This is a genomic window from Rahnella bonaserana, from assembly GCF_019049675.1.
GTDB classification, from domain to species: domain Bacteria; phylum Pseudomonadota; class Gammaproteobacteria; order Enterobacterales; family Enterobacteriaceae; genus Rahnella; species Rahnella bonaserana.
The window spans coordinates 1-301 of record NZ_JAFMOW010000016.1 but is presented as its reverse complement, the minus strand read 5'-3'; the positions used below and the strand labels follow the sequence as shown (position 1 = coordinate 301).

At 63.8% G+C, this 301-nt stretch carries 1 protein-coding gene; it reads left to right on the top strand.

Going from position 1 to position 301, the window contains the following annotated elements:
• Nucleotides 1–301, top strand: a 301-nt coding sequence (locus J1778_RS00065) for a type VI secretion system Vgr family protein (RefSeq protein WP_217171488.1), incomplete at both ends; no start/stop codon positions are given.

The window sequence follows — 301 nt, the reverse complement described above, 5'->3', positions numbered from 1 at the left end:
GGCGGTGACGGCTACGGCTGGCATATGCCGCTGACCGACGGCACCGAAGTGGCGATTGCCTTTGACGGCGGCGACCCCGACCGGCCGTATATCGCCGCCGCGCTGCACGACTCTGAACATCCCGACCCCGTGACCGAAAGGAACCACACCCGTAACGTCCTGCGCACCCCGTCAAATAACAAGCTGCGGATGGAGGACCGGCGCGGTGAGGAGCACATCAAGCTCGCCACCGAATACGGCAAAACCCAGCTGAATAGCGGGCATATCGTGGATGCGCAAAACGTGCCGCGCGGGCAAGGTT